We start from the raw sequence: 22,943 nt of genomic DNA, 5'->3' as shown, positions 1-22,943 counted from the left end.
TTCCCGTAACCGCAGCGGAGCCCCGACTTGAACCTCTATCTGCAAACACTAGGCTATACCGCCAATATCGTCGCGCCGATATTCTTCATCCTCTTTCTCGGTTACCTGCTGCGCCGCAGTCGGCTGATCGACGACGCCTTCGTTGCCACCGGATCCAAGCTGGTATTTGTCGTGACCCTCCCGGCATTGGTGTTCATGTCGATCGCCCGGATGGATTTTCATGCCGTATTCAATCCCCACCAACTGGGGTACGTCATGGTCGGCATTCTGATCAGTTTCGCTCTGATCTGGTGGCTGGCTGCTCGCTGGATCAAGGCGCCGGAAGACCTGGGCGTCTTCGTGCAGGGTGCCTTCCGCAGCAACTACGGCATTATCGGCCTGGCTGTCAGCTTCAACCTCTTTGGTGATGCCGGCCTGGCCCAGGCTTCGCTGCTGCTGGCACTGGTGATCCCGCTGTTCAACGTGCTGTCGATCCTCTGCCTGAGTATTCCCATGCAGCGCAGCGAGAGCATGAAACTGAGCCGCACTCTGCTGGAAATCCTGAAAAACCCGCTGATTCTGGCGGTGCTCTTTGCCCTGCCGGTGTCCTGGTTCGGCATTCAGCTGCCGCAGGTCGTCGCCAAGACCGGCACCTACTTCGCCAACCTGACCCTGCCGCTGGCACTGTTGACGATCGGTGCTTCATTGAATCTGAAGAGCCTGCATGACACCTCGGCACAGGCATTCTGGGCGACCGCCTTGAAGCTGGTAATTCTGCCGGTCGTGCTGACCTTCGGTGCCTGGCTGTACGGTTTCAGTGGTGAAGAGCTTGCCATTCTGATGGTGCTGTTCGGTTGCCCAACCGCCGCGGCCAGCTTCGTCATGGCGCGCGCCATGGGCGGCAACGCCCAACTGGCGGCCAACATCGTACTGACGACCACGCTGGGATCGGTGCTGACGCTCAGCGCCGGCATCTATCTGCTGCGCCTGATCGGCATGATCTGAGCCAGGGCAAACGAGGTAGAAGAGATATGCTTACATCACTGTTCGACAGTCGCCATGAACGCCTGCTCAAGGCAATCGAAAACAACGACCTCGACAAGGTCGTGAAGCATATGAGCAAGCTGGAACCTGAGCTGTTGCTGACACCGGGCAAGGACGGTCGTCACCCGCTTGAAGCCGCACTGACCGCCGAGGAAAGCAGAATACTGGAACTGCTGCTTCATAAGGCGCCACGCCCTCTGCCGTCAGCCCGCTGCGGCACCCCTCTGGTTTGCCTGGCACTGCAACACCCGGACAGCCTGCCACGCCTGACGATGCTGCTTCAGGCCGGCGAAAACCCCGACCTTGAACATCAGGGCCAGCCGTTACTGCACCTGTGTGTCGAATACTGTGATCCCGGTCGACTGATGCTGCATCTGAGCCGCCTGCTGCAACAGGGTGCAGACATCAACCGTCGCAATGCCGAGGGGATGACGCTGCTGCAGCGACTTCTACCGAAGGGCGACCAGCCACTGCTGCAGTTTTTGCTGCAATCCGGGGCCGAGTGTGAAGCACACTGGTTGGAGGAGATGGAAAACAGAGAGCTGGCCACCCAGCTAAACCGCGTTCTGGATGACCTGCGCATTCGCCAGTTAATGATGGGCGGCTAATTGTCCCTGGGGCGCAACGCCCAAACGCGGAATCTCGATCGCCGGGCAACGATCCATGACCACTTCAAGTCCGGCAGCTTCCGCACGCTCAGCCGCTTCTTCATTGATGACGCCCAGCTGCATCCAGACCGACTTGGCACCCGCCTCGATGGCTTCATCGACAACGTAACCGGCATCGACCGAATTGCGGAAGATGTCCACGATATCCACAGGCCCGTCAATTTCGGCCAGCGATGACACAACCGGCTGCCCCAGGAGTTCCTGACCGGCCAATGCGGGGTTGACGGGGATGACCTCGTAGCCGCTGTTCAGCAGATAGGACATCACCTGGTAGCTGGCACGGTGGGACTTGGCACTGGCACCCACCAGCGCAATACGGTGACTACGCTCTAGCAGTGCTTTGATCTTATTATCCTGCATCTTGCGTGTTTCCTTTACAGATCGGACATTCTGGGTCAGGGCGCAACTTCAGGCTACGCCATTGCATTCGTTTGCCGTCGAGCAGCAATAGACGGCCGGTGAGGGTCTCTCCGACACCGGCCAGTAGTTTAAGAGCTTCCATCGCCTGCATGCTGCCGATCACGCCAACCAGCGGCGGAAAGACACCGGACTCGCTGCAGGTCATCGCCTCATCATCCCCGCCTCGCCCATAAAGACACTGGTAGCAGGGTGAATCCGGCTGGCGCGGGTCGTAGACGCTGATCTGGCCATCAAAGCGGATGGCCGCTCCGGAAACCAGTGGGGTACCGCTGGCAAAGCAGGCACGATTCAGGGCAAATCGGGTTTTGAAGTTATCACTGCAGTCCAACACGAGGTCCACCTGCTCCACCCACGCCCGCAGCGCATCCTCTTCCAGCCGTTCGGCCAGCTGAGTCACACGCACGTCCGGATTGATCGCCGACAGCGTGACCGCCGCCGAGGCCACCTTGGCTTCACCGCAGGCTTCGTGACTGTGGATAACCTGTCGCTGCAGGTTACTCAGCTCCACCCGGTCGTCATCGACCAGTATCAGTTCACCGACACCCGCCGCGGCCAGATACGCAGCTGCCGGACCGCCCAAACCTCCCAGACCGAGAATCAGCACTCGCGCATTGCACCAGGCATCCTGACCGGCGATATCAACTTCCGGCAGCATGATGCTGCGGCTGTAACGAAGCAGTTGTTGGTCATTGAGCATCGCTCTCTCCTTGCCAGTATCCAAGGGTCACCCGGTCATTGTCGCCAAGATCTCGATGCGTGCAGACCTGGACATAGCCAAGAGCCTGCAACAGATGACGCACCAACTCTCCCTGATCATAGCCGTGCTCGAACAGCAGCCAGCCGCCCGGCTGCAGCAGGGCTCGCGCCTGTTCAGCAATGGTGCGAATATCGGCCATCCCCTTCTCTTCGGCCGTCAGTGCCGACAAAGGTTCAAAGCGAACGTCGCCCTGATCAAGGTGAGGATCATCGGGGTCGATATAGGGAGGATTGCTGACGATCATGTCGAAATGGCCACTCAGCGGTTCACACCAGCTGCCTTGCCGTATTTCTACGTTGCTCAACCCGCAGGCCTGTGCATTTTCGCGCGCCAGCGACACGGCTCCCGGATGCAGGTCGGTGGCAACCAGTTGCCACTGTGGCCGCTCACTGGCCAGCGCCAGAGCAATGGCCCCCGTCCCGGTGCCCAGATCAGCTACTCGCGCAGGCTGATCCGGCAGCAGAGCCAACGCCTGCTCGACCAGAGTCTCGGTGTCAGGGCGGGGAATCAGCGTGTCAGGACTGACTTTCAGTCTTAGTGTCCAGAAATCTCGGTAGCCCAGCAGATGAGCGATCGGGGTACCCTGCACTCGACGCATGAGCAACTGTTCGAAACGCATCTGCTGCTCGGCACTGAGGACCTTGTCAGGCCAGGTGAACAGCCAGCTTCGAGGCTTATCAAGGACTTCACAGAGCAGCATTTCAATATCAGCCCTGGGGCTGTCGCTGACGTCGGTCAGTTCGGCTGCCCGGTCCAGCGCCTCAGCGACACTCAGTTCAATCATTGGAGAGGCTGCTGAGCTGCTCGGCCTGGTATTCGTTGCGTAGCGGCTGAATCACCTGATCCAGATCGCCGGCAACAATTTCGTTGAGGCGGTAAAGGGTCAGATTGATCCGGTGATCCGTCAACCGTCCCTGTGGGAAATTGTAGGTACGGATACGCTCGGAACGGTCGCCGGAGCCGACCAGACTCTTGCGGGTGCTGGCCTGCTCGGCCTGTTGCTTGTCCAGTTCTGCCTGCTGCAGGCGCGACGCCAGCAGCGCCATCGCCTTGGAGCGGTTCTTGTGCTGGGAGCGCTCTTCCTGACACTCCACCACCAGCCCGGTGGGCAGGTGGGTGATGCGGATCGCCGAGTCGGTCTTGTTGACGTGCTGACCACCGGCACCGGACGCACGGTAGGTATCCACGCGCAGGTCGGCCTTGTTGATCTCGATCTCCGCCGATTCGTCCATCTCCGGCATCACCGCCACGGTACAGGCCGAGGTGTGGATACGTCCCTGAGATTCGGTTTCGGGTACGCGTTGTACACGGTGCGCACCGGATTCGAATTTCAGGTGTGCATAAACATCGTCACCGGCCACCCGAGTGATGATCTCCTTGTAGCCGCCGTGCTCGCCTTCACTGGCGCTGATCACTTCGACACGCCAGCCTTTCTGTTCCGCATAGCGAGAGTACATGCGATAAAGATCACCCGAGAAAATCGCGGCCTCGTCACCACCGGTACCGGCACGAATCTCGAGAAACACGTTGCGGTGATCGTTGGGATCACGGGGCAGCAACAAAATCTGCAGCTCGGCTTCCAGGCTTTCGATTTGCTCTTTGGCGCTGTCGATCTCGTCCCGCGCCATCTCACGCAGCTCGGCGTCGTCTTCGTTCAGCATCTCTTCGGCAGAAGCCAGATCCTGCTGCGCCTGTTGCCAGCCGGCAAAGGCTTTGGTGATCTCTTCAAGCTCGGAGTATTCACGGGAGTAATCACGGAAACGATTCTGGTCCGCAATCACCTCAGGTTCACTGAGCAGCGCCGCCAGCTCTTCATGGCGGTCGCACAGTTTCTCCAGCTTGCTCTTGATCGATGCTTTCATGACAGCCTTAATTCCTGTGCTGATCCGCTCAACCGACCGGGTCGCTATCGTTCAGCTGATAAAGTTCCTGTGCCAGTTGCAGCAGGTCGGAGCGTCCTTCCGAGGAAGCACGGCGCAGCTGCACGGTTGGCTGGTGCAAGAGTTTGTTGGTGAGGCCATTGGCCAGACGCTTGAGCACCTCTTCGGCGTCTTTGCCATTACGCAGCTGACGCAGACTCTTCTCAAGTTCCTGCTGGGCCAGCTGATGGGCCTGATTGCGCAGCTGAGTCAGCGTATCCACCGCACCCAGTTCCCGCAGCTGGCGCATAAACTCCAGTGCCCCGGCTTCGATGATGCCTTCCGCTTCCAGTGCCGCGCTCTGACGCTCCCGCTGGTTTTCTTCTATTACTTCACGCAGATCGTCCACGGTATAGAGGTACACATCATCCAGTTCGCCGACCTGAGGCTCGATATCGCGTGGAACGGCAATGTCGACCATGAAGATGGGGCGATGCTTGCGCTTTTTCAACGCGACTTCCACCGCGCCCTTGCCCAGAATCGGCAACTGGCTGGCAGTGGACGCGATCAGAATATCCGTCTGCGGCAGCTCGTCGGGGATCTGACTCAGTTCGATTGCACGGCCATCAAATTCTTCTGCCACAGCCAGGGCGCGAGACAGTGTGCGGTTGGCGACCGTAATCTGCTGAACGCCAGCCCTCTTGAGGTGGCGAGCAACCAGTTCAATCGTTTCACCGGCGCCGATCAGCAGTGCCCGGCTACTGCTCATGTCGGCAAAAATATGCTGCGCCAGACTGACGGCCGCGTACGCAACGGAAACCGGGTTCTGACCGATGGCTGTTTGGGTGCGAACATCCTTGGCCACGGAGAAAGTGGCGCGGAACAGGCGTCCCAGCTCCACATTGGCCAGTCCTTCAGTCTGGGAAATGGAATAGGCGGATTTAAGCTGCCCGAGAATCTGGGGTTCCCCCAGTACCAGGGAGTCAAGACCGCTGGCCACCCGCATCATGTGACGCACGGCATCCTCGCCCCAGTAGGCATAGGAACAGCGCTGCAGCTCTTCAACATCCAGGTCGTGATAGTCTCCCAGCCACTCCAGCAGTGCACGCGTGCCTTCAAGCCCGGTCGTGCAGTAGAGTTCCGTCCGGTTACAGGTGGAAAGAATCGCCACCTCGGACAGCCGGACGCGCCGACACGCTTCATGCAGCGCCTCGGCCAGAGACTCGGGCGCAAAAGCCACCCGCTCGCGCACCTCGACCGGTGCTGTCTTGTGATTGATACCTAACGCCAGCAAAGCCATAAACGGACCGCGTCACCCCATTACAGACAAGCGCGTCATCATACACCTTTGCCGCTCCGGGATTAAGCCGTTGACGTATGCTTACTGTTGAAGGGAACCCTGAGCCCAGTTTGCAGACCAAACCACATACGGCATGACAGCCAGGAGCCCCCTGCTCTATAGTGAGCATTCAACCACCTGCAGGACCGGAACCGTGTATCGATTCAGCAAACAGCCTTTACTGCTCAGTCTGCTCGCCGGACTGGTATTGAGCGGCTGCAGCAGCCAGACACAGCCCCCCGTTGCCACATCGGGCCCCGATACCTTCACTCCGTCCGCTTATACACCAGGTGAGTTTAACGCCAACAGCCTCTATCACCTGCTGACTGCCGAACTGGCCGGCAAGCAGGGTCGCTTCGATCTGGCGCTGGATAATTATCTGCAGGAAGCCGAAGCCACTGGCGATGCGGCCGTTGCAGAACGCGCCACCCGCATCGCTCAGTTTCTTCGCCGCCCCGCTGCGGTACTCAAAGCCAGCCAGCTTTGGAGCGAGGCAGCGCCTGATGCCCTGGAGCCGCTGCACATTCAAGCCAACATCCTGTTGCATGAAGGGCGCTTTGAAGCTGCGCTCCCGCTCATGCAACAGTTGATTGAGAACGGCGGCAACGAGGCCCTGTCCCTGATTGCAGGTCGTATCGACGAGATGTCGCCGGAAATCGCCGGACATTATTCGCGCCTGTTGACCGAAATCAGCACATCCTTTCCGCAGCGCCTCGACCTGCTGCTGACCCGAGCCCTGCTGCTGAAACAGCAGCAACGCCCGGATGAAGCCGCACGTTTGCTTGATCAAGGGCTTCGCCTCAGCCCCAACGAAACCGAGCTGGCACTTCAGCGGGCCGAGCTTTTCCGCTTGCAGGGCGCATACAGCGAAGGCCTGAAACTGGTCGAACGCGCCCTGAAAGATACTCCCGATCACCGGCGTTTGCAGGCAACACGCGCACAGCTGCTGCTGCTAAGCGGTCAGCCAAGACGAGCCTGGCAAGCGATCCAGGACCTGCTGGCAGAGCAGGACAACGCTCAGCTCAGTTATTACTTTGCGCTGCTGCTGCTTGAAAACGAGCGCTGGCAGGAAAGCCAAACCCTGCTGCAGCAGTTGCTGGAAGAAGATCCGACGACCACAGCGCCCCATTTTTATCTCGGTGTCATTGCACAGACCCGCCAACAACCAGAGCAGGCTTTACGCCACTATCTGCAGGTTGAGGACGGCCCTAATCTGATTCAGGCTCACGCCAGAGCCCTGGCACTCTATGATCAGCCACAACAAGCGGCCGAAGTAGAAGCCTTGATAGACCTCGCCATCCGCAAACACCCTGAGCAGCGCGAGTCCCTGATCATTCTGTATGTCGAGTGGCTGCAACGCCAGGAGATGGTGGACGCCGCACTGGAAATTCTGAACCAGGCGCTGGCCAATACGCCGGACAGCATCAATCTGCTTTACACCCGCGCCATGCTCAGCGGTCATGATGATGCCGAGCGCATGATCAGCGACCTGCGCCGTGCCCTGGCACTGGCTCCGGACAACCCGATGGTGCAAAACGCTTTGGGCTATACGCTAACCCTGTATACCGATCAACTGAATGAGGCGCACGCACTGATCAGTCGCGCACTGGCACAACAGCCCGATGATGCCGCAACGTTGGACTCCATGGGCTGGATCCTGCACAAGCTGGGCCGACACGGCGAAGCCCGTCACTTTCTGCAGCGCGCCTACGATTCACACCCTGACCCGGAGGTCGGCGGCCACCTGATCCAGGTACTTTGGGCTCTGGGCGAACAGCAGGCCGCCCGCGAGCTGTTAACCAACAGCCTGGAGCAACACCCTGACAATGAACACCTGCTGGATGCCGCCAGCGTGATTGGAGTCACCCCCTGATGCGCCAGTCAATTCTGTTGATTCTGCTGTTCGGTCTGCTCGGAGGCTGCAGCCAGATGGCCCAGCAACCGCTCCCACCGCTGTCCATCGACCCGCAACAGGTCCAGCAGCTGCAGCAATGGTCTGCTGAAGGCCGGATCGGCATTCGCTGGTCCGAAGACAGCCAAAGTGCCAACCTTGACTGGCAGCAGACAGAGGATCGTTACCAAATCCGGGTCAGTGGCCCCTTGGGTCAGGGCGGCATCAGGATTGAAGGCAACGAGCAGATGGTCAGCCTGCAACGCTCCGGTGATGATCAACTCTATCTTGCAGACAGCCCCGAGGCACTGATGCAGCAACTGCTCGGTTGGCAGTTGCCTTTGAGTCAGGCGCAATACTGGATTCGCGGCATTCCGGCACCCGGCAACGAGGTCGAGTCGCTTAGCGACGGCCAATTCGGCTTTATCCAGTCTGGCTGGCAAATCGAATACCCTCGCCTGACCCATGCCGCCGGCATTGTCTTGCCGGAGAAGCTGCGCATGACTCGGGACGACCTGCGCATCACCGTGATCATCAACACATGGGAACGCCATGACGAGCGCTGAAAGAGAGCACAACAAATTCGCCTCAGGGGTTGATTTCATGAGACGCTTTATAGAGAATATGCGCCTTCTTGGAGCGTGGTCCACACCACAGGAGACGACTGGGGTATCGCCAAGCGGTAAGGCACTGGATTCTGATTCCAGCATGCGTAGGTTCGAATCCTACTACCCCAGCCAATTACCATGACTGACTTCCTCTCTACTTCATCAAACTCCGACGCAATCGAGAAGGTAATCGCCGTGTCTAAAATGATGGTCTTCACCGGCAACTCAAACCCGGAGCTGGCTCAGAAAGTTGTCGAACGCCTCGATATCCCGATGGGCAAGGCACACGTAGGCTGTTTCAGTGACGGCGAAGTCAGTGTCGAGATCCAGGAAAACGTGCGCGGCAAGGACGTTTTCATCATCCAGTCCACTTGCGCACCGACCAATGACAACCTGATGGAGCTGATTGTGTTCGCGGACGCCATGCGTCGCGCCTCCGCTACTCGCATCACGGCTGTTATCCCTTATTTCGGCTACGCCCGCCAGGATCGTCGTCCGCGCTCTGCGCGTGTACCGATCAGCGCCAAGGTCGTGGCCAGCATGATCGCCAACGTTGGCATCGACCGCGTACTGACCGTCGATCTGCACGCCGACCAGATCCAGGGTTTCTTCGACATCCCTGTTGATAACGTCTATGGCTCACCGATTCTGCTCGACGATATCGTTGACCAGCAGTATGACGACATCACCGTTGTGTCTCCGGACGTAGGCGGCGTGGTACGTGCCCGTGCCGTTGCCAAGCAACTGGACTGCGACCTGGCGATCATCGACAAGCGCCGCGAGCGCGCCAACGAATCTCAGGTCATGAACATCATCGGTGATGTTTCCGGTCGCACCTGCATTCTGGTCGATGACATGTGTGATACGGCAGGCACCCTGTGCAAGGCTGCCAAGGCGCTGAAGGACAAAGGCGCTGCCCGCGTCGTTTCCTACGTGACGCACCCGGTTCTGTCCGGTCCTGCGATCAACAACATTATTGCTTCAGAGCTGGATGAGCTCGTCGTTACCGACACCATCCCGCTGTCCGAGCAGGCGCAGAAGTGCGACAAGATCCGCCAGCTGTCTCTGTCGCCGCTGTTGGCAGAAGCGGTTCGCCGCGTCTGCAACGAAGAATCCATCAGTGCAATGTTCCGCTAAGCGGAACAGGCACTGAGTCCGGCTCTGCCGGTTACTTGAAAGGCCACATTTGAGGCCACAACATGCTGCATGCTTCTGGTCGCGGGGGTATGCAGCTTTAATTTATAAGGTGTAAATCACATGGCTACTTTTACTGTTAATGCTGTTGCCCGTAACGATCAGGGGAAAGGTGCGAGCCGCCGCCTGCGTCGTGAAGGCCTGATTCCGGGTATCATCTACGGTTCCAGCGAGCCGAAGGCGATCTCCGTAATCGCCAAGGACCTGAACCGCATGCTGCTGGAAGAAGGTTTCTACTCTTCTATCCTGACTCTGAACCTGGACGGTCAGGAAGAGAAAGTGATCATCAAGGATCTGCAGCGTCACCCGGCCAAGCCGGTTGTTCTGCACGCTGACTTCCAGCGCATCGATGACAACCAGAAGATCAAGCTGCAGGTTCCGCTGACTTTCGTCAACTTCGAGAAGTCTGCTGCCTCCAAGGCTGCTGCCAAGTTCGCCAAGGAAGCGTCTACTGTTGAAATCCTGTGTCTGCCGAAAGACCTGCCGGAAGTTCTGGAAGTAGATCTGTCCAAGATCGAACTGGGCCAGATTGCTCACCTGTCCGACATCACTCTGCCGGAAGGTGTTGAAATCGTTGCCCTGCGCCGTGGTGCTGACCACGACCAGAGTGTTGGCTACTGCTACGCACCGCGTGGTGCTCGCGCTGGCAAGTAAGCGTAGACCACGGGCACTGGCATGAAGGACCGGATTCAACTGATCGTCGGTCTCGGCAACCCCGGGACCGAATACAGCCAAACCCGCCACAATGCCGGTGCCGAGCTGGTGGAGCAGCTTGCTGCCCACCAGCACACCTCTCTGCAACCGGAGAAGAAATTCTTCGGCCTCTATGGCAAGGTGATCATCGACCACCTCCCGGTCCATCTGCTGATTCCTACAACCTACATGAATCGCAGTGGTCAGGCAGTGGCCGCACTGGCCAATTTCTACAAGATTCCTTCCAGTGACATACTGGTCGTGCATGATGAGCTGGATATCCCCCCGGGTACGGCACGCCTGAAACAGGGCGGCGGCCACGGAGGTCACAACGGCCTGCGCGACATCATCAGCAAACTGGGGAATGACCGAAATTTCTACCGTCTGCGTGTTGGCATTGGCCACCCCGGCAGCGCCGCTCAGGTGTCCGGTTTTGTCCTGAGCAAGGCACCGGTGTCCGAACGCGATAAAACGCAGGCGGCGATCGACGAAGCTTTGAATGTCCTGCCTGTGGCCGTCAGTGGTGAATGGGCCAAGGCGATGAATCGACTGCACAGCTTCAACGGCTAACTTCAACTACAGGATCTAAGCATGGGTTTCAAATGCGGTATTGTCGGCCTGCCTAACGTCGGCAAATCTACGCTCTTCAATGCCCTGACCAAAGCGGGCATCGACGCCGAAAACTTCCCGTTCTGCACCATCGAGCCGAATGCAGGTGTTGTGCCCATGCCGGACCCGCGCCTGAACGCACTGGCAGAGATCGTCAAGCCGGAACGGGTCATTCCGACCACCATGGAATTCGTCGACATCGCCGGTCTGGTAGCGGGCGCATCCAAGGGCGAAGGTCTGGGCAACAAGTTCCTGGCCAACATCCGCGAAACCGACGCCATCGCACATGTGGTTCGTTGCTTCGAAGATGACAACGTCATTCACGTGGCCAACCGCATCCACCCGCTGGAAGATATCGAGACCATCAACCTGGAGCTGGCCCTGGCGGACCTGGAGTCCTGCGAGAAGCAGCTGCAGCGCGTACAGCGCACCGCCAAGGGTGGTGACAAGGAAGCAGTTGCTTCCAAGGCCCTGCTGGAAAAGCTGATTCCGCATCTTGAAGAAGGCCTGCCAGTACGTGGACTGGAACTGGACGACAACGAGCGCAAGCTGGTTCGCAGTTTCCACCTGCTGACGACCAAGCCGACCATGTATATCGCAAACGTGGCCGAGGACGGTTTCGAGAACAATCCGCACCTGGATCAGGTGAAGGAACTGGCTGCATCCGAAGGCGCCGAAGTCGTAGCGATCTGCAACAAGCTGGAATCCGAAATTGCCGAGCTTGAGGACGACGAGAAAGTCGAGTTCCTGCAGGAGATGGGTATGGATGAACCGGGTCTGGACCGTGTCATTCGAGCGGGCTACAGCCTGCTGGGCTTGCAGACCTATTTCACAGCAGGTGTTAAGGAAGTTCGCGCCTGGACCGTCAAGATCGGTGCCACTGCACCACAGGCAGCCGGCGTAATTCACACCGACTTCGAGAAAGGTTTTATTCGTGCTGAAGTGATCGGCTACGACGATTTCATCGCCCACAAAGGCGAACAGGGCGCGAAGGATGCCGGTCGCTGGCGCCTCGAAGGGAAGGAGTACATCGTGCAGGACGGCGATGTCATTCACTTCCGCTTCAACGTGTAAAATTTTTAACTTTTTTGCTTTCAAGCTGTTGACATAAATACGAATTCACGGAATAATTCGCGGCCTTGAAAGCACACGGCAATGTAGCTCAGTTGGTTAGAGCAACGCATTCATAATGCGTGGGTCGCAGGTTCGAGTCCCGCCATTGCCACCAGCTTTCAACACATTGCAGGGGTATCGCCAAGCGGTAAGGCAACGGGTTTTGATCCCGTCATGCGGAGGTTCGAATCCTCCTACCCCTGCCATTTTGTGTGGCAATATAGCTCAGTTGGTTAGAGCAACGCATTCATAATGCGTGGGTCGCAGGTTCGAGTCCCGCTATTGCCACCATTCTCTGCAGGGGTATCGCCAAGCGGTAAGGCACTGGATTCTGATTCCAGCATGCGGAGGTTCGAATCCTCCTACCCCTGCCATCGCTCCCTTTTCTCAATCCTCTCCCGTTGTTCAATTGCCAGCTGACAGACGCCCTTCAAGGCCTTAAGCTTGACCGGTGAATTGAATATCAAGGACTGAGCGAACACCATGAGCGGTTCATCCGACGAGATCATCAGTGCGCTGGCCCGAAGTGCCCAGCAGGATTCTCCCAGACGCAATATCAATATTCTGTTTGCCCACTGTAACAGCACACAGACCGACCAGATCCTGAACCAACTGCGCACCGCCCGCTTTGCTCCACGCGGCGAGGCTGTCACTAGCCTCTCAGGCCTGCAGGAGGCTTTGGGGAAACGCACCTGGGACCTGCTCATCATGGCCGAAAATGAGCACCATGCGGATGAACTGACGCCCACACACACCGTGGCACTACTCCATCATCTGGACCGTGACCTGCCGGTATTGTTGCTGCTGCCCGGCCAGGATTACCCTGATCCGACCCCTTGGCTCAGAGACGGCATTCAGGCTGTGATCCCTGAAGCCAACAGTGCATTGCTGTTACTGACGGTTCAGCAGCTGTTTGATGCCTTGAACACCCGTCGAGAGTTACTGCAGGCCCAAATCCAGCTGAGCCACCTGAACAGTTACAGCCAGCGCCTTGTCCAGCATTCGTCACTGGCGATCTGTTACGTACATAACGGCCTGATCCGCTATGCCAATGACAGTTTTGCTCACCTGTTTGGTCATGAAAGCGGCGAACGCATGCACGATCATTCGCTGCGCCAGCTCATGCAACCGCAATACCGTGAAGACCTGGACATGATCTTGCATGAGAGTATCCAGGACGGGAGTCGCGTACAGCGCTCACTCGGTTCCGAGAGACCCGACCAGACCCGCTTCGACGCGCTTTTCACCATCGACCACACCGAATTTCAGGGGCAGCCCTGCCTGAGCGTTGAAGTCACCACCAGCCTCGACAGCTCCGAACAGATCTTCAAGGAAGTACACCCTCTCAGCGGCCTGCGGAATCAGACTGCGTTTCTGCAGGCGCTGGACAGCGCCTGTCATAACGCCCACAGGGGCGGGCAGGACCGCAGTCTGGTACTGGTTACACTTGACCACCTGGACGTCATCCGCAGCGAAGTGGGTACCGAGGGAATTGAACTCATCCTGCGCGATATCAGCACGATCCTGAAGCAGCAGGTCAGCCGCGCACACCTGGTCAGCCATCTGGACGACGACACTTTCGCCATCCTGATGCATAACGCCGACCCTGATATTGCACTCGCTCTGAGCAATACTCTCTGTCGCAGCGTCAGCACGCATGTGTGCAAGGTGCAGAAAACTGCCATCCACACCACCGTGTCGATCGGCGTAGTGATGATCAACGACAGCGCCCCGTCACCACAGCAACTGCTGCAACGGGCACGTTTGGCGGCCGAAAGCCTGCATCACGGCAACCGCCCCGGTAATGGCGTCAGTCTTTACCAGAGCGAACAGGCCTTGCTGCCCAGCATCGATACCAGAATGAGCAAGCGCCTGCTGAACGCGCTCAAGCTGGATCGCTTCCGACTGCTGTTCCAGCCGGTCGTCCCGCTGCGACTGAACAGCCAGTCCCAGTATTACGAGGTACTGCTGCGCCTGATCAGTGACAGCGAAAGAGCCCTGTCACCGAATACCTTTATCGCCCAGGCCATCGACCCAGAAGTACTTATAGAACTGGACCGCTGGGTCATCTCCACAGCGCTGGAGAAGCTCTCTGAGGCGTTTTTGAAGGGCGACCGAGTGCATCTACTGATCAACCTTTCCGGACCGTCCATGCGCAGTGCAGAGCTTCTGGAGTGGCTGAGTGACAAACTGCGACTCTCCCGCGTACCTGCCGAATACCTGGTCTTCCAGATCAGCGAGAGCGATGCCGCGGTAGATCTGATGGAAGTCCGCAGCTTCACTCAGGCCCTGCAGCAGCTCAACTGTCAGGTCTGCCTGAAGCACTTCGGCAGCTCACCGAACTCTGAACATGTACTCCGTGAACTGGACAGCAAGTTCATTAAACTGGATGGATCCTACATACAGGACCTGAAAGACCGCACGATCAAGCTGGATGCAATCAGGGCCATGCTGGAACCTCTCCATGCACGGCACAAGCTGATCATTGCCCCACTGGTGGAACACACCAGCGTGATCAGTGATTTGTATACGGCGGGCGTCCACCTGATCCAGGGCTACTACCTGCAGCAGCCACGGGAGCAGATGGACTATGACTTCTTCGCGGGAGACTCGCACTGACCCGGATGATCCGGGTCAACACGCCTGCTTTCAGAGCAGGCTGTCGCGGTCGCGGAACCCGATCAGGTAGAGAATGCCATCCAGCCCCAGCGTCGAGATCGCCTGTTTGGCGCTCTGGCGCACCAGCGGCTTGGCACGGAAGGCAATACCCAATCCGGCGATGGACAACATCGGCAGATCATTGGCACCGTCTCCCACTGCAATGGTCTGCTCCAGACACACGCCTTCTCGTTCGGCGATTTCACGCAACAGCTGTGCCTTGCGCTCACCGTTAACGATCTGCCCTGTCACTTCACCGGTGACCTTGCCGTCCTTGATATCCAGCTCATTGGCATACACGTAGTCGAAGCCCAATTTCTCCTGCAGATAACGCCCGAAGTAGTTGAAGCCACCGGACAGGATCGCGGTCTTGAAGCCCAAGGCCTTGAGGTGCCCCACAAGCTCGGCGGCGCCCTCTGTCAATGGCAGGCGTTCGGCGATCCGTTCCAGCACGCCGGCATCCAACCCTTTCAGCAGGGCGACGCGGCGTCTGAAGCTTTCGTTGAAGTCGATCTCGCCGCGCATGGCCGCTTCGGTAATCTCGATCACCTGCTCACCGACTCCCGCCTCCTTGGCCAGCTCGTCGATGACTTCTGCCTCGATAAGCGTGGAGTCCATATCAAACACCACCAGGCGGCGATTGCGGCGGTAGATATCATCCTTCTGGAAGGCGATATCCACATCCAGATCACTGGCGGCCTTGAGAAACTCCTCGCGCAGAGCACCTGCATCCGCCGGCAAACCCCGCACCGAGAATTCGACACAGGCACGCGTGCGCGGACAGTTGTCTTCCTGCAACGAGATCCTGCCAGAAAGGCGACTGATATTATCGATATTCAGCCCATGATCCGCAGCGATGCTGGTTACCCGAGCAATATGCTCCGCACTGATGCGGCGTGCGAGCAGCGTGATGATATGACGCGACTTGCCCTGCCCTTCTACCCATTGCTCGTATGCATCACCGTCCACCGGTTCAAAGCGAACCTGCATGTTCATCTCGTGCGCCTTGAACAACACGTCACGCAGCAACGGGGAAGATTCCAGCTCGGTCGGTACCTGGATCAGTACGCCCAGTGACAAGGTGTTGTGGATAACCGCCTGACCGATATCGAGGATATTGATATGGTAGCGGGCGAGAATACCGGTTATAGCCGAGGTTACGCCCGGGCGGTCGTCACCGGATACTGTCAGCAGGATGATTTCGTTCATCGCACCCTTCCGTTAAATGAGGCATCGCTGGTAAAGCCAGCACTGGGCTGCAATTATATCAGAGGGAGTACCACCCCCGCATTGTCACAGCCGTCAATCTATCCGAGATCCATACCGTGCTGGAGAGCCTGCTCACAACCCTTAGCCCGTCACCTTTTTTGCTGTTGTTGCTGATCTCGGCGATAGCTTTATTGGAGTCGTTGGCGTTTGTCGGCCTTTTGTTACCCGGCGTCGCGCTGTTGTTTGGGCTGGCCTTCGCGGCAGGCTCAAGTGGTGTTGATCCCCTAGCCTGCCTGCTGGCCGGTTTCGTTGGCGCCGTGCTGGGTGACGGCTTCAGCTTTCTGCTTGGTCAGCATGCAGCACCCCGCATACGTCAACTGGGGTGGGTTCAGCGTCATCCTGACTGGCTGGATCGCAGTGAAGCATTCTTTCGCCGCTGGGGCGGCCTCAGTATTGTTACTGGCCGTTTCGTTGGCCCGATTCGCCCTATCATCCCTTTTGTTGCCGGGAGCTGCGGCCTTTCAACAGCCCGGTTCATGACCTACAACCTGCTGTCGGCTCTGGCCTGGGCTCCGGTTTACCTGCTGCCCGGTTACCTCACCGGCCACGGCATGCATCTTCTGCCCCGTGAGCTAATTCCGCTGCTATGGAGTCTGGCCGCACTGGCATTTCTGCTGCTGATGGTTCAACAGATTCACCGTCAACTGCACCCCGAAAGCAGTCTTTATCAACACTGCCGCCGGTTGATGCCAGGGCACTGGCAACCCGCTCCAGTATTGATGCTGTTTTTTTCAGGCTCCCTTTTTATAGGCGCCACATTGCTGAGCCTGACACCGGCCGGCACTTACCTTAACCAGCAACTGCTGGAGCCGCTGCATCAGTTCGGCCAACAACTGCCGTTATGGGCACTGGCCATCACCCTGCCTGGGGATCCCGGCCTTTGTGCGGCGCTGGCACTGATGAGTGCACTTTACGGACAATGGCGCCATCAACAGCACCAGGGCTGGGGAGTATTGTTGGGTGTGGGCATCGCCCTGAGTCTGAACCACCTGTTGAAGCTGACGTTCGCGCTACCCCGACCCGAGGGCGCGGCACTGAGCACTTTCAGTTTTCCCAGTGGACACGCATCGGCCATAACGGCACTCGTAGGACTCAGTGTGGTTTGGGTAGTACACAACCGTCACCATGCCATCCGCCACCTGTGCTATCTGCTCGCAGCTCCCGTCATTCTGCTGGTCGCTCTTTCTCGGCCGATGCTGGGGGTTCACTGGCCACTGGACGTAGTGGCGGGTTGTGCGGAGGGATTGATGATTGCCGCCGTCTATCGGCTTTGGCTGTATCGGCATCCAGCCGACAAACCCATTCCTCTGGCATGGCTGGCCCTGCTACTGGGCACAGCCATACTCTACAGCGGCGTGCGGCTGGATGAAGCCGCACAACTCTACTTCGGTTGAATCCAGAGCCATCCTAGCCCTGGCGTTTTTGCCTTGCTCTTGGCGGGTGCTTGGGTTTGTGCGCTTTCTTGCGCTTGGGCGTGGCGGCATTTTTCTCCTTTCCCGCAGAGCGCCTGTTCGGGGCATCACCATGATGCCCTTCAGGCTTTTTTCCGCGGCTACGCCCCTTCTTGCGAGCGGGACGAGCGTCCTCAATCTGTCCCTTCGCCAACCTTTCTCGCTGCGTCAGCTTTTTAGGCTTTGTCGCAGCCTGTTCACCCGAGAGTTCGAAGTCGATCTTGCGTTCGTCCAGATCCACCCGTACCACCTGCACATCCAGACGGTCGCCGAGTTTGAAGACACGACGAGTCCGATCACCCACGAGGCGCTGCTTGGCGGCTTCAAAGTGATAGTAGTCACTGGGCAGCGCAGTGATGTGGATAAGTCCTTCCACATACAGATCTTCCAGCTCGACAAAAACCCCGAAACCGGTCACGGCTGCAACCACACCCGGATAGACTTCACCGATCTGACTCTGCATGTATTCACACTTGAGCCAGGCCACCACATCCCGGGTGGCATCATCGGCACGCCGCTCGGTCATGGAGCAGTGCTCACCCAGCGCCAGCATCTGCTCAAGACTGTAGTCGTACTTGAACGCCGAACTTGGCTGGAATTTCTTCGGACGCTCAACGCCCTTGACCTTGCTTTCAGCGTGGATGGCACTTCGAATGGCACGATGAACCAGCAGGTCCGGATAACGCCGGATCGGAGAGGTGAAATGGGTGTAGGCCGGATAGGCAAGGCCGAAGTGGCCATGATTATCCGGACTGTACACGGCCTGCTGCATCGAGCGAAGCATCATGGTCTGGATGATGTGGCGATCCGGCCGCCCTTCGATTGCTTCAGCCAGCTTCAGATAGTCCTTCGGCTCCGGGCTGTCACCACCAGGCAAATTGAGACCCAGCTCACCGAGGAAGGCACGCAGATTCTCCAGCTTGGCTTCCTTCGGACCATCGTGGATACGATAGAGCGCCGGCTTACCATACTTGGCCAGGAAACGTGCGGTTGCCACGTTGGCAGTCAGCATGCATTCCTCGATCATTTTGTGAGCATCGTTGCGGTGTACCGGCACGATCTCATCAATCTTGCGCACCTGATCGAAGATGATACGAGTTTCCACGGTTTCGAAGTCGATGGCGCCACGCTCATCGCGCGCCTTGCGCAGCGACTTGTACAACGCGTGCAACTGTTCGATATGCGGCACGACATCACGGTATTCCTGACGCCAGTGCTGGTGCTCCTCATGGTCTGGATCCACCATGGCGCCCACCTTGGTATAGGTCAGTCGTGCCTTGGAGTTGATCACGGCCTCGTAGAACTTGTAACCGGACAACTTGCCCGCTCGACTGACCGTCATCTCACACACCATCGCCAGACGATCGACCTTGGGATTCAGTGAGCAAAGGCCATTGGAGAGCAATTCCGGCAGCATCGGCACCACAAACTCCGGGAAATACACCGAATTGCCACGCTTGACGGCTTCACGATCCAGCGGCGAGTCGGGACGCACATAGTAGGAGACATCGGCAATCGCGACCCAGAGGCGCCAGCCGCCAAAGGTTTTCTTCTCACAATAGACCGCATCGTCAAAGTCCTTGGCATCTTCACCGTCGATAGTGACAAAGGGCAGGTCACGCAGGTCAAAGCGGTTCTGTTTGTCCTCTTCTCGCACTTCAGGCGTCAGCTCGCCAATTTGCTGATGCACCTCGTCCGGGAATTCGTCCGGAATTTCATAGTTGTGGATGGCAACCTTGATCTCCATGCCCGGTGCCATGCGATCACCCAGTACTTCGATCACCCGCGCACGGGCCGGCTGCTTGCGGGTCGGATGCTGGATAATCTCCGCGACCACCAGCTGACCATCTTCGTATTCCAGCCCGGTGGTCGGATCAGGGATGATCATCACCTGGTTGGTGATGCGCTGGTTTTCACAGATCAGGCTGCCAAAGCCACCATGACCATCAAAGCGGCCCACCAGTTTGGTGGTACAGCGTTCAAGGACCTCGACGATCTTGCCTTCGCGGCGACCGCGATGATCGATACCGATCGACTGCACCAGCACCCGATCACCATCGAACACCTCACGCATGTTGCGCGGACTGAGAAAGAGGTCATCACCACCGGCATCAGGCTGCAGGAAGCCAAAACCATCTCGGTGACCGATCACCCGCCCGGGGATCAGGTCCATCTTGCGGATCAGGCCATATTCGCCCTTCCGGTTCGAGATCAGCTGACCATCGCGGCACATGGCGATCAAGCGACGGCGAACACCTTCGATACCGTCTTCATCTTCGATGCCGAGTTCACGGCAGAGCAGCGGGTGGCTGATCGGTGCCCCCCACTTTTCAAGAAAATTGAGCAGGAAATCACGGCTTGGGACCGGCTGGTCATATTTCTCAGCTTCCTGCTGGGCATTGGGGTCTTTATCTTGCCAATTCTTAGTCATTCAATATCCAATTTTGTCTGTCACAGCCTCCACGGCTGCCAGCATCAACCATTCTTAGACTTAGAGAATAGTCGGGTAATCCATAAAAAATAAAGCCGGCAGAGCCGGCTTTACAAGTATCAGGGCAGCTCTTCTGCCTCTTCGCCCTCTTCTTTCTGGGGCGGGAGCAGATCATCTCGGGTAATGCCCAACATGATGAGCGCATTGGCCGCCACATAGATCGACGAGTAGGTACCGATGAGTACACCCACCAGCAATGCCATGGCAAAACCGTGAATCATTTCGCCGCCGAAGTAGAACAGCGCAACCAGTACCAGCAAGGTGGTCAAAGAGGTCATCAGGGTACGGCTCAGGGTCTGGGTCAACGAGGCATTCATCACCTCAGCGGCATCCCCCTTGCGCATGATACGGAAGTTCTCACGGATACGATCGTAAACCACAATGGTATCGTTCAGCGAGTAACCAATCACCGCCAGTACAGCCGCGAGTACGGTCAGATCGAATTCCACCTGCAGCAGGGAGAAAAAGCCCAGCACCACGATCACGTCATGCACAAGAGCCAGCACCGCGCCCAGCGAAAACTTGAACTGAAAGCGGAATGCCAGATACACCATGATCATGAACAGCGCCAGCAACATGCCAAGGCCGCCCTGTTCGCGCAGCTCTTCCCCGACCTGGGAACCGACGAATTCATTTCGACGCAGCTCCAGCGACTGATCGGTACCTGTCTGCAATGCAGCCAGCACCTTATCGCCCAGTACGGGGTCGTGGTCAGCCTGTAGACGGATCAGCACGTCCCTCGGAGAGCCGAAGGTTTGCACGGTCACATCCGCAAAGCCGGCGTCCTGCAGCTGGCTACGAACCTGCTCCAGATCAGCCTGCTGCTCATACCCGATTTCCACCAGACTGCCGCCGGTAAAATCAAGGCCGAACTTGAGACCGTTGACCGCCAGGGAGCCGATGGATACCAGCATCAGGATCAGGGAAAACGCCAGCGCCAGCTTGCGAATCCCCATGAAGTTGTAAATTTTCGTTGCATTGGCCATGGGGAGCTCCTCAGATCATCACTTTCTTCAGCGTGCGGCCACCGTACACCAGATTGACCAGCGCACGCGTCACCAGCAATGCGGTGAACATGGAGGTCAGAATACCGACCGACAGAGTCACGGCGAAGCCCTTGACCGGCCCAGTTCCCATGGCAAAGAGGATCACTGCCGCAATCAGGGTGGTGATGTTCGCATCCAGGATCGTGGTAAAGGCGCGACTGAAACCGGCATGGATCGCCGACTGCACCGGCAGACCATTACGCAGCTCTTCCTTGATACGCTCGAAGATCAATACGTTGGCATCTACCGCCATACCGACCGTCAGCACGATACCGGCGATACCCGGCAACGTCAGTGTCGCCGACAGCAGTGACATAACGGCTACAAGCAGCACCAGGTTCAGTGTCAGCGCGATATTCGCCAGCAGACCAAAAGTCTTGTAGTAAATGAGCATGAAGATCAGGACCAGCGCGAAACCGATCTGGACCGACAGGGTACCCAGTTCGATATTCTCGGCCCCCAGGCTAGGCCCAACGGTGCGCTCTTCGACAAAATAGATCGGCGCAGCGAGGGCACCGGCTCGCAGCAGCAGCGCCAGCTCGGAAGACTCCTGGGCACTGTCCAGACCGGTAATGCGGAATGAATTACCCAGCGTACTCTGAATAGTGGCCAGTGAGATGATGCCTTTCTCGGTATAGGGAATACGCTTTTCGACCCGCTCGCCGTCGATGGTCTGCACCAGCATGCGCTGCTTGTGCTCCACGAACAGCACGGCCATACGGCGCTGGATCGCATTGCGGGTGACGCGACTCATCATCTGGCCGCCCTTCGCATCCAGTGTAATCGACACCTGCGGCATGCCGTTTTCGTCAAACGCCGCCTGTGCATTGGAAACGCTGGAACCGGTGATGATTACGTCCTTCTCCAGCGTGGCCTTGCGGTCAGGCGTATCGCGGAAGCCATAGATTTCGGTATCCGCACGGCTGGCATCCGGACCTGCTTCCAGACGAAACTCCAGATTGGCGGTCTTGCCGATGATGCGTTTGGCAGCAGCCGCATCCTGCACGCCCGGAAGCTGAACCACGATGCGGTTGCGCCCCTGACGCTGTACCAGCGGTTCTGCCACACCCAGTTCGTTGACACGGTTACGCAGCGTGGTCAGGTTCTGCTTGATCGCATAGTCTTCGATGTCACGGATGGTCTGTTCGGTCAGATTGACGTAGAGCCAGGCTTCACCATCGACGTCATCGCTGTCGACCAGAAACTCCTGATAAGTACGCAGCAGCAGGCTTGAAGCCGCATCCCGGGTTTCCGCATCGATGAAGCGGATCGCCAGACGACCATCTTCGAGGTGGTCCACCACGCGGTAGCGCAGTTTTTCCTCACGCAGCTTGGTCTTGATTTCGCTGACATACACGTCGAGGCGCTGTCCCACCGCCTGCGCCATGTCGACTTCCAGCAGGAAGTGAACACCACCACGCAGGTCCAGACCCAGCTTCATGGGACCGGCGCCCATGCTGCCCAACCAGTCCGGGGTTGTCGGTGCCAGGTTCAGCGCGACCACGTAGTCGCTACCCAACTGATCCGAGATTGCATCCTTGGCCGCCAACTGAGCGTCAGAACTCGGCAGCCGAACCAGCGCCACTCCGTCCTGCTGCATTTCAGTACCTTTCACTTGGATACCGGAGGCCTCCAGTGCCGACTCTATCCGTGTCAGGGTGTCAGCATCGACCTGAGTCGTACGTGTACCCGAGATCTGTACGGCATAATCGTCAGGGTACAGGTTGGGAGCTGCATAGAGACCGGCGATCGCCAGCACCAGCAGGATCATCAGATTTTTCCACAGGGGGTAGCGGTTGAGCATCGTGCTCCATCCTCACCAAAAACAAAAGCGCCACCTGAACAGTGGCGCTG

Annotated in this window: 19 protein-coding genes and 5 tRNA genes; 15 read left to right on the top strand and 9 right to left on the bottom strand. The window is 58.0% G+C overall.

Annotation, left to right across the window (positions count from 1 at the left end):
* The first annotated feature begins 27 nt into the window (after positions 1–27).
* Together LN244_RS02775 and LN244_RS02770 are read left to right on the top strand one after the other, a co-directional pair.
* Positions 28–984: an AEC family transporter gene (locus tag LN244_RS02775; RefSeq protein ID WP_239041333.1), complete on the top strand. Its 957-nt coding sequence runs from the start codon at positions 28–30 to the stop codon at positions 982–984.
* Positions 985–1,010: 26 nt separating this feature from the next.
* The gene (locus LN244_RS02770) at positions 1,011–1,631 is read left to right on the top strand and encodes an ankyrin repeat domain-containing protein (RefSeq protein WP_239041332.1); all 621 of its coding nucleotides are present in this window, start codon (positions 1,011–1,013) and stop codon (positions 1,629–1,631) included.
* Here the strand turns inward: LN244_RS02770 and LN244_RS02765 are convergent.
* From LN244_RS02765 to hemA, 5 genes are read right to left on the bottom strand one after another with little or no spacing between them, the layout of a single operon-like run.
* Positions 1,614–2,051 (bottom strand): CoA-binding protein, encoded by a 438-nt coding sequence (locus LN244_RS02765; protein WP_239041331.1) that lies wholly within the window; start codon positions 2,049–2,051, stop codon positions 1,614–1,616. The two genes, LN244_RS02770 and LN244_RS02765, sit on opposite strands and share 18 nt — an antisense overlap.
* Positions 2,041–2,808 carry a molybdopterin-synthase adenylyltransferase MoeB gene (gene moeB, locus LN244_RS02760; RefSeq protein ID WP_239041330.1) on the bottom strand — a complete coding sequence of 256 codons (768 nt, stop codon included), beginning with the start codon at positions 2,806–2,808 and terminating at the stop codon, positions 2,041–2,043. The genes LN244_RS02765 and moeB overlap by 11 nt, the downstream gene beginning before the upstream one ends.
* Positions 2,798–3,652 carry a peptide chain release factor N(5)-glutamine methyltransferase gene (gene prmC, locus LN244_RS02755; protein WP_239041329.1) on the bottom strand — a complete coding sequence of 285 codons (855 nt, stop codon included), beginning with the start codon at positions 3,650–3,652 and terminating at the stop codon, positions 2,798–2,800. Before prmC ends, moeB begins: the two co-directional genes overlap by 11 nt.
* Positions 3,645–4,730 carry a peptide chain release factor 1 gene (gene prfA, locus LN244_RS02750; protein WP_239041328.1) on the bottom strand — a complete coding sequence of 362 codons (1,086 nt, stop codon included), beginning with the start codon at positions 4,728–4,730 and terminating at the stop codon, positions 3,645–3,647. Before prfA ends, prmC begins: the two co-directional genes overlap by 8 nt.
* Before the next feature lie 28 nt (positions 4,731–4,758).
* The gene (gene hemA, locus LN244_RS02745; RefSeq protein WP_239041327.1) at positions 4,759–6,027 is read right to left on the bottom strand and encodes a glutamyl-tRNA reductase; all 1,269 of its coding nucleotides are present in this window, start codon (positions 6,025–6,027) and stop codon (positions 4,759–4,761) included.
* A gap of 193 nt (positions 6,028–6,220) precedes the next feature.
* Here hemA and LN244_RS02740 point away from each other — a divergent pair, with 193 nt between their 5' ends.
* From LN244_RS02740 to LN244_RS02685, 12 genes are all read left to right on the top strand, one after another.
* Positions 6,221–7,939: a tetratricopeptide repeat protein gene (locus tag LN244_RS02740; protein WP_239041326.1), complete on the top strand. Its 1,719-nt coding sequence runs from the start codon at positions 6,221–6,223 to the stop codon at positions 7,937–7,939.
* On the top strand, positions 7,939–8,523 hold the full coding sequence (lolB, locus tag LN244_RS02735; protein WP_239041325.1) for a lipoprotein insertase outer membrane protein LolB: 585 nt from the start codon (positions 7,939–7,941) through the stop codon (positions 8,521–8,523). Before LN244_RS02740 ends, lolB begins: the two co-directional genes overlap by 1 nt.
* 99 nt (positions 8,524–8,622) lie before the next feature.
* A tRNA-Gln gene (locus tag LN244_RS02730) sits at positions 8,623–8,697 on the top strand.
* A gap of 63 nt (positions 8,698–8,760) precedes the next feature.
* Positions 8,761–9,702 carry a ribose-phosphate pyrophosphokinase gene (locus LN244_RS02725; RefSeq protein WP_239041324.1) on the top strand — a complete coding sequence of 314 codons (942 nt, stop codon included), beginning with the start codon at positions 8,761–8,763 and terminating at the stop codon, positions 9,700–9,702.
* Positions 9,703–9,822: 120 nt separating this feature from the next.
* A complete protein-coding gene (locus LN244_RS02720) occupies positions 9,823–10,413 on the top strand; it encodes a 50S ribosomal protein L25/general stress protein Ctc (RefSeq protein ID WP_239041323.1) in 591 nt (196 codons plus the stop codon).
* A gap of 21 nt (positions 10,414–10,434) precedes the next feature.
* Complete coding sequence (gene pth / locus LN244_RS02715; protein ID WP_239041322.1) at positions 10,435–11,022, top strand: aminoacyl-tRNA hydrolase; 588 nt, start codon at positions 10,435–10,437, stop codon at positions 11,020–11,022.
* 21 nt (positions 11,023–11,043) lie between these two features.
* Positions 11,044–12,135, top strand: a complete 1,092-nt coding sequence (gene ychF, locus LN244_RS02710) for a redox-regulated ATPase YchF (protein ID WP_239041321.1) — start codon at positions 11,044–11,046, stop codon at positions 12,133–12,135.
* Between the two features lie 77 nt (positions 12,136–12,212).
* Positions 12,213–12,289, top strand: a tRNA-Met gene (locus tag LN244_RS02705).
* A gap of 16 nt (positions 12,290–12,305) precedes the next feature.
* Positions 12,306–12,380, top strand: a tRNA-Gln gene (locus tag LN244_RS02700).
* A gap of 8 nt (positions 12,381–12,388) precedes the next feature.
* Positions 12,389–12,465: transfer RNA gene (locus LN244_RS02695), tRNA-Met, on the top strand.
* 8 nt (positions 12,466–12,473) lie between these two features.
* Positions 12,474–12,548 (top strand) — tRNA-Gln (locus LN244_RS02690).
* Between the two features lie 109 nt (positions 12,549–12,657).
* Positions 12,658–14,793, top strand: a complete 2,136-nt coding sequence (locus tag LN244_RS02685) for an EAL domain-containing protein (protein ID WP_239041320.1) — start codon at positions 12,658–12,660, stop codon at positions 14,791–14,793.
* Between the two features lie 30 nt (positions 14,794–14,823).
* On the opposite strand, the gene serB is transcribed toward LN244_RS02685, so the two are convergent.
* Positions 14,824–16,041 (bottom strand): phosphoserine phosphatase SerB, encoded by a 1,218-nt coding sequence (gene serB, locus LN244_RS02680; RefSeq protein WP_239041319.1) that lies wholly within the window; start codon positions 16,039–16,041, stop codon positions 14,824–14,826.
* Positions 16,042–16,157: 116 nt separating this feature from the next.
* Here serB and LN244_RS02675 point away from each other — a divergent pair, with 116 nt between their 5' ends.
* Positions 16,158–17,495 carry a VTT domain-containing protein gene (locus tag LN244_RS02675; protein WP_239041318.1) on the top strand — a complete coding sequence of 446 codons (1,338 nt, stop codon included), beginning with the start codon at positions 16,158–16,160 and terminating at the stop codon, positions 17,493–17,495.
* A 13-nt stretch (positions 17,496–17,508) separates the two neighbouring features.
* Here LN244_RS02675 and rnr read toward each other — a convergent pair whose 3' ends face one another.
* From rnr to secD, 3 genes are all read right to left on the bottom strand, one after another.
* Positions 17,509–19,983: a ribonuclease R gene (gene rnr / locus LN244_RS02670; protein ID WP_239041317.1), complete on the bottom strand. Its 2,475-nt coding sequence runs from the start codon at positions 19,981–19,983 to the stop codon at positions 17,509–17,511.
* 119 nt (positions 19,984–20,102) lie between these two features.
* On the bottom strand, positions 20,103–21,029 hold the full coding sequence (gene secF / locus LN244_RS02665; protein ID WP_239041316.1) for a protein translocase subunit SecF: 927 nt from the start codon (positions 21,027–21,029) through the stop codon (positions 20,103–20,105).
* 10 nt (positions 21,030–21,039) lie between these two features.
* Complete coding sequence (secD, locus tag LN244_RS02660; protein WP_239041315.1) at positions 21,040–22,893, bottom strand: protein translocase subunit SecD; 1,854 nt, start codon at positions 22,891–22,893, stop codon at positions 21,040–21,042.
* Positions 22,894–22,943: the final 50 nt, after the last annotated feature.

Origin of the sequence: Marinobacterium sediminicola, from assembly GCF_022343685.1 — a bacterium.
GTDB lineage: Bacteria > Pseudomonadota > Gammaproteobacteria > Pseudomonadales > Balneatricaceae > Marinobacterium > Marinobacterium sediminicola.
Note: the sequence above shows the minus strand (reverse complement) of the source record. Positions and strands in the feature narration are given on the sequence as shown.

What these genes read in the sequence shown, in the direction of transcription:
- LN244_RS02770 (WP_239041332.1), top strand. Translation starts at nt 1,011, where the DNA reads ATGCTTACATCACTGTTCGACAGTCGCCATGAACGCCTGCTCAAGGCA.
- LN244_RS02765 (WP_239041331.1), bottom strand. Translation starts at nt 2,051, where the DNA reads ATGCAGGATAATAAGATCAAAGCACTGCTAGAGCGTAGTCACCGTATT.
- moeB (WP_239041330.1), bottom strand. Translation starts at nt 2,808, where the DNA reads ATGCTCAATGACCAACAACTGCTTCGTTACAGCCGCAGCATCATGCTG.
- prmC (WP_239041329.1), bottom strand. Translation starts at nt 3,652, where the DNA reads ATGATTGAACTGAGTGTCGCTGAGGCGCTGGACCGGGCAGCCGAACTG.
- prfA (WP_239041328.1), bottom strand. Translation starts at nt 4,730, where the DNA reads ATGAAAGCATCGATCAAGAGCAAGCTGGAGAAACTGTGCGACCGCCAT.
- hemA (WP_239041327.1), bottom strand. Translation starts at nt 6,027, where the DNA reads ATGGCTTTGCTGGCGTTAGGTATCAATCACAAGACAGCACCGGTCGAG.
- lolB (WP_239041325.1), top strand. Translation starts at nt 7,939, where the DNA reads ATGCGCCAGTCAATTCTGTTGATTCTGCTGTTCGGTCTGCTCGGAGGC.
- LN244_RS02720 (WP_239041323.1), top strand. Translation starts at nt 9,823, where the DNA reads ATGGCTACTTTTACTGTTAATGCTGTTGCCCGTAACGATCAGGGGAAA.
- pth (WP_239041322.1), top strand. Translation starts at nt 10,435, where the DNA reads ATGAAGGACCGGATTCAACTGATCGTCGGTCTCGGCAACCCCGGGACC.
- ychF (WP_239041321.1), top strand. Translation starts at nt 11,044, where the DNA reads ATGGGTTTCAAATGCGGTATTGTCGGCCTGCCTAACGTCGGCAAATCT.
- LN244_RS02685 (WP_239041320.1), top strand. Translation starts at nt 12,658, where the DNA reads ATGAGCGGTTCATCCGACGAGATCATCAGTGCGCTGGCCCGAAGTGCC.
- serB (WP_239041319.1), bottom strand. Translation starts at nt 16,041, where the DNA reads ATGAACGAAATCATCCTGCTGACAGTATCCGGTGACGACCGCCCGGGC.
- rnr (WP_239041317.1), bottom strand. Translation starts at nt 19,983, where the DNA reads ATGACTAAGAATTGGCAAGATAAAGACCCCAATGCCCAGCAGGAAGCT.
- secF (WP_239041316.1), bottom strand. Translation starts at nt 21,029, where the DNA reads ATGGCCAATGCAACGAAAATTTACAACTTCATGGGGATTCGCAAGCTG.
- secD (WP_239041315.1), bottom strand. Translation starts at nt 22,893, where the DNA reads ATGCTCAACCGCTACCCCCTGTGGAAAAATCTGATGATCCTGCTGGTG.